The sequence below is a fragment of the Psychrobacter sp. 4Bb genome (assembly GCF_002836735.1).
In the GTDB taxonomy this organism is placed as follows: domain Bacteria; phylum Pseudomonadota; class Gammaproteobacteria; order Pseudomonadales; family Moraxellaceae; genus Psychrobacter.
Genome location: NZ_PJAS01000006.1, coordinates 1 through 5553 on the forward strand (window position 1 = coordinate 1; position 5553 = coordinate 5553).

Genomic DNA, 5553 nt, shown 5'->3' on the forward strand with positions numbered 1-5553 from the left:
GAGCTGACGATGACCTACTCTCACATGGGCGAACCACACTACCATTGGCGCTACGATGTTTCACTTCTGAGTTCGGGAAGGGATCAGGTGGGGCCATCGCGCTATTGTCGTCAGCAAAGGGGTTTAGATATGAGTCTGTTGTTGTTATTGTTTGACTATAAATGTTTAGTTTATGGTCGATCAACTTGTAACCTAACTGAATCAAGGTTAAAGGTGATATCGAAATATTCTTACTTTATAAGCCACTACAGCTCATACAAGATAGATTAATTAGACTTGCATACAAACCACTTGGGTGTTGTATGGTCAAGCCAAACGAGCAATTAGTACAGGTTAGCTACACACATCGCTGTGCTTCCACACCCTGCCTATCAACGTCCTAGTCTTGAACGGCTCTTTAGGGAAATCTAATCTTGAGGTGGGCTTCCCGCTTAGATGCTTTCAGCGGTTATCCCATCCGAACGTAGCTACCGGGCAATGCCACTGGCGTGACAACCCGAACACCAGAGGTTCGTCCACTCTGGTCCTCTCGTACTAGGAGCAGATCCTCTCAAATTTCCAACGCCCACGGTAGATAGGGACCGAACTGTCTCACGACGTTCTAAACCCAGCTCGCGTACCTCTTTAAATGGCGAACAGCCATACCCTTAGGACCTGCTTCAGCCCTAGGATGAGATGAGCCGACATCGAGGTGCCAAACACCGCCGTCGATATGAACTCTTGGGCGGTATCAGCCTGTTATCCCCAGAGTACCTTTTATCCGTTGAGCGATGGCCCTTCCATACAGAACCACCGGATCACTAAGACCTACTTTCGTACCTGCTCGACTTGTGGGTCTCGCAGTTAAGCGCGCTTTTGCCTTTATACTCTACGACCGATTTCCGACCGGTCTGAGCGCACCTTCGTACTCCTCCGTTACTCTTTAGGAGGAGACCGCCCCAGTCAAACTACCCACCATACATTGTCCTCGGTATTGTTATACCTGAGTTAGAACCCCAACATGACCAGGGTGGTATTTCAAGATTGGCTCCACCGAGACTAGCGTCTCGGCTTCAAAGCCTCCCACCTATCCTGCACAAGTCAGGTCAAAGTTCAATGTAAAGCTGTAGTAAAGGTTCACGGGGTCTTTCCGTCTAGCCGCGGGTACACAGCATCTTCACTGCGATTTCGATTTCACTGAGTCTCTGCTGGAGACAGCGCTGCCATCATTATGTCATTCGTGCAGGTCGGAACTTACCCGACAAGGAATTTCGCTACCTTAGGACCGTTATAGTTACGGCCGCCGTTTACTGGGGCTTCGATCAAGAGCTTCGCTTACGCTAACCCCATCAATTAACCTTCCAGCACCGGGCAGACATCACACCCTATACGTCCACTTTCGTGTTTGCAGAGTGCTGTGTTTTTAATAAACAGTTGCAGCAGCCTGGTATCTGCGACTGCCAGCAGCTCAAGGAGCAAGTCCTATCACCACCAACAGCGTACCTTCTCCCGAAGTTACGGTACCATTTTGCCTAGTTCCTTCAGCAGAGTTCTCTCAAGCGCCTTGGTATTCTCTACCTGATCACCTGTGTCGGTTTAGGGTACGATTCGTTTATAACTATTGCTTAGAAGCTTTTCCTGGAAGCATGGTATTTGCCACTTCGCTGTACAAGTACAGCTTGCTATCAGATCTCGGTATAAAATAGCCCGGATTTACCTAAGCTATAAACCTACATCCTTTCACCTGGACAACCAACGCCAGGCTGACATAACCTTCTCCGTCCCTCCATCGCATTATAAACAAGTATCGGAATATTAACCGATTTCCCATCGACTACGCCTTTCGGCCTCGCCTTAGGGGTCGACTCACCCAGCCCCGATTAACGTTGGACTGGAACCCTTGATCTTCCGGCGTGCGAGCTTTTCACTCGCATTATCGTTACTCACGTCAGCATTCGCTCTTGTGATACCTCCAGCATGCTTTACAACACACCTTCACAGGCTTACACAACGCTCCCCTACCACTTGAAAACAAATTCAAATCCGCAGCTTCGGCTCCTAGTTTGAGCCCCGTTACATCTTCCGCGCGGGCCGACTCGACTAGTGAGCTATTACGCTTTCTTTAAAGGATGGCTGCTTCTAAGCCAACCTCCTAGCTGTCTATGCCTTCCCACCTCGTTTCCCACTTAACTAGGAATTTGGGGCCTTAGCTGGCGGTCTGGGTTGTTTCCCTCTCCACGATGGACGTTAGCACCCACCGTGTGTCTCCCGGATATCACTCATCGGTATTCGGAGTTTGCATCGGTTTGGTAAGTCGGTATGACCCCCTAGCCGAAACAGTGCTCTACCCCCAATGGTGTTCGTCCGAGGCGCTACCTAAATAGCTTTCGGGGAGAACCAGCTATCACCGAGTTTGATTAGCCTTTCACCCCTATCCACAAGTCATCCCCTGGCTTTTCAACGACAGTGGGTTCGGTCCTCCGGTGCCTGTTACGGCACTTTCAACCTGCTCATGGATAGATCACTCGGTTTCGGGTCTATACCCTGCAACTAAACGCCCTATTAAGACTCGGTTTCCCTACGGCTCCCCTAAACGGTTAACCTTGCTACAGAATATAAGTCGCTGACCCATTATACAAAAGGTACGCGGTCACCTAACAAGTAGGCTCCCACTGCTTGTACGCACACGGTTTCAGGTTCTATTTCACTCCCCTCACAGGGGTTCTTTTCGCCTTTCCCTCACGGTACTGGTTCACTATCGGTCAGTCAGGAGTATTTAGCCTTGGAGGATGGTCCCCCCATCTTCAAACAGGATTTCTCGTGCCCCGCTCTACTTAATATGTTAACTCTAATGTTTCGAATACAGGACTATCACCTACTACGGTCAGCTTTCCCACGCTGTTCTTCTACATTAGAATTAATCGGCTTCTCCCCGTTCGCTCGCCGCTACTAGGGGAATCTCAATTGATGTCTATTCCTAAGGGTACTGAGATGTTTCACTTCCCCTCGTTCGCTTCCTAATAAATTAGGATACCTACCTTATGGTAAGTGGGTTTCCCCATTCAGAAATCTCCGGATCACAGGATATTGCCGCCTCCCCGAAGCTTATCGCAGGCTGTCACGTCTTTCATCGCCTCTGACTGCCAAGGCATCCACCATGTGCGCTTCATTACTTGACCATACAACCCCAAGTAGTCTTTCGACTTCTAAGTGTCATACAATCTAATTATGATAACGATATCACCTATGTTTATACGCTTGATTCAGTTCTCTTTACTTTTTTTAATAACTCACCCCTGGGATAACAACTGATGTCGTTAAGAGGTGAGTTATTAAGGTTAAGAAGTGCGCGTGAACACGCTCTTCCTAACCCAGACTCATATCTATGTTTTTAAATAGTCTCTATGCTCTCGTCGAGTCACAGATTCTGTATAAAACAGAAAGAAGTAATCAGTCACAATCACTTGTTTCTATTTAATACCTATTTATTTATTAGCACCTAAAGCTTACTTAACCGTCTTAGTAGTGGTGGAGCCAAACGGAGTCGAACCGTTGACCTCCTGCGTGCAAGGCAGGCGCTCTACCAACTGAGCTATGGCCCCATTGTAAAATGGTGGGTCTAGGTGGACTTGAACCACCGACCCCCGCGTTATCAACACGGTGCTCTAACCAGCTGAGCTACAGACCCTAATACGTTTGTTAAAAACGTAAGCTTAAACTAAAGAACAACTTGTTGTGAATTCTTGCTGACCGAATGCGTCTATAAGGAGGTGATCCAGCCGCAGGTTCCCCTACGGCTACCTTGTTACGACTTCACCCCAGTCATCAACCACACCGTGGTGAACGCCTCCCCGAAGGTTAAGCTATCCACTTCTGGTGCAATCAACTCCCATGGTGTGACGGGCGGTGTGTACAAGGCCCGGGAACGTATTCACCGCGGCATTCTGATCCGCGATTACTAGCGATTCCTACTTCATGGAGTCGAGTTGCAGACTCCAATCTGGACTACGATAGGCTTTTTGAGATTCGCATCACATCGCTGTGTAGCTGCCCTCTGTACCTACCATTGTAGCACGTGTGTAGCCCTGGTCGTAAGGGCCATGATGACTTGACGTCGTCCCCGCCTTCCTCCAGTTTGTCACTGGCAGTATCCTTAGAGTTCCCGGCTTAACCCGCTGGTAACTAAGGACAAGGGTTGCGCTCGTTGCGGGACTTAACCCAACATCTCACGACACGAGCTGACGACAGCCATGCAGCACCTGTATTCTAATTCCCGAAGGCACTCCCGCATCTCTGCAGGATTCTAGATATGTCAAGACCAGGTAAGGTTCTTCGCGTTGCATCGAATTAAACCACATGCTCCACCGCTTGTGCGGGCCCCCGTCAATTCATTTGAGTTTTAACCTTGCGGCCGTACTCCCCAGGCGGTCTACTTATTGCGTTAGCTGCGTCACTAAGTCCTCAAGGGACCCAACGACTAGTAGACATCGTTTACGGCGTGGACTACCAGGGTATCTAATCCTGTTTGCTACCCACGCTTTCGAGCCTCAGTGTCAGTATGATGCCAGGAAGCTGCCTTCGCCATCGGTATTCCTTCAGATCTCTACGCATTTCACCGCTACACCTGAAATTCTACTTCCCTCTCACCTACTCTAGCCTAACAGTTTCAGATGCAGTTCCCAGGTTAAGCCCGGGGATTTCACATCTGACTTATCAAGCCACCTACGCTCGCTTTACGCCCAGTAATTCCGATTAACGCTTGCACCCTCTGTATTACCGCGGCTGCTGGCACAGAGTTAGCCGGTGCTTATTCTGCAGCTAATGTCATCGTCTCCGGGTATTAACCGAAGAGTCTTCTTCACTGCTTAAAGTGCTTTACAACCAAAAGGCCTTCTTCACACACGCGGCATGGCTGGATCAGGGTTTCCCCCATTGTCCAATATTCCCCACTGCTGCCTCCCGTAGGAGTCCGGGCCGTGTCTCAGTCCCGGTGTGGCTGATCATCCTCTCAGACCAGCTACAGATCGTCGCCATGGTAGGCCTTTACCCCACCATCTAGCTAATCCGACTTAGGCTCATCTAATAGCGAGAGCAGTAAACTGCCCCCTTTCTCCCGTAGGTCGTATGCGGTATTAATACGAGTTTCCCCGTGCTATCCCCCACTACTAGGTAGATTCCTAAGTATTACTCACCCGTCCGCCGCTCGACGCCTGATAGCAAGCTATCATCGTTTCCGCTCGACTTGCATGTGTTAAGCCTGCCGCCAGCGTTCAATCTGAGCCATGATCAAACTCTTCAGTTTAATCTTGCTATGAAGCTCTTTAAAGAAGCTTCTAAACTTGGCTCATCTAATCTGGCAAAATCGCTAAAAATTATGTTCGTAATGAATTAACTTTGAGTTTTTCTGCTGTCTTAAATGATAATTTTTATAGTTAATAATCTTCCCGAAAAGAAAAGATAGTCAACTTTATTTTTTAGCATTCTGAATCAGCAAAAATCCACACAAGTTGTTCTTTAGTTATGCTTTTAAATAATGTCTGACACTGTCGTCCAGTGCTAGTATTTCAAACTAAA

2 tRNA genes and 3 rRNA genes are annotated in these 5553 nt (G+C 48.5%); all 5 read right to left on the minus strand.

From position 1 onward, the window contains the following. Position 1 precedes the first annotated feature (1 nt). Positions 2–115 (minus strand): 5S ribosomal RNA (rrf, locus tag CXF60_RS00430). A gap of 187 nt (positions 116–302) precedes the next feature. Continuing rightward, positions 303–3158 (minus strand): 23S ribosomal RNA (locus tag CXF60_RS00435). Between the two features lie 347 nt (positions 3159–3505). Continuing rightward, a tRNA-Ala gene (locus tag CXF60_RS00440) sits at positions 3506–3581 on the minus strand. A 9-nt stretch (positions 3582–3590) separates the two neighbouring features. Beyond that, positions 3591–3667: transfer RNA gene (locus CXF60_RS00445), tRNA-Ile, on the minus strand. Positions 3668–3742: 75 nt separating this feature from the next. Further along, positions 3743–5281, minus strand: a 16S ribosomal RNA gene (locus CXF60_RS00450). The 16S, 23S and 5S rRNA genes sit together here with 2 tRNA genes alongside, the layout of an rRNA operon. Between the last annotated feature and the right edge of the window lie 272 nt (positions 5282–5553).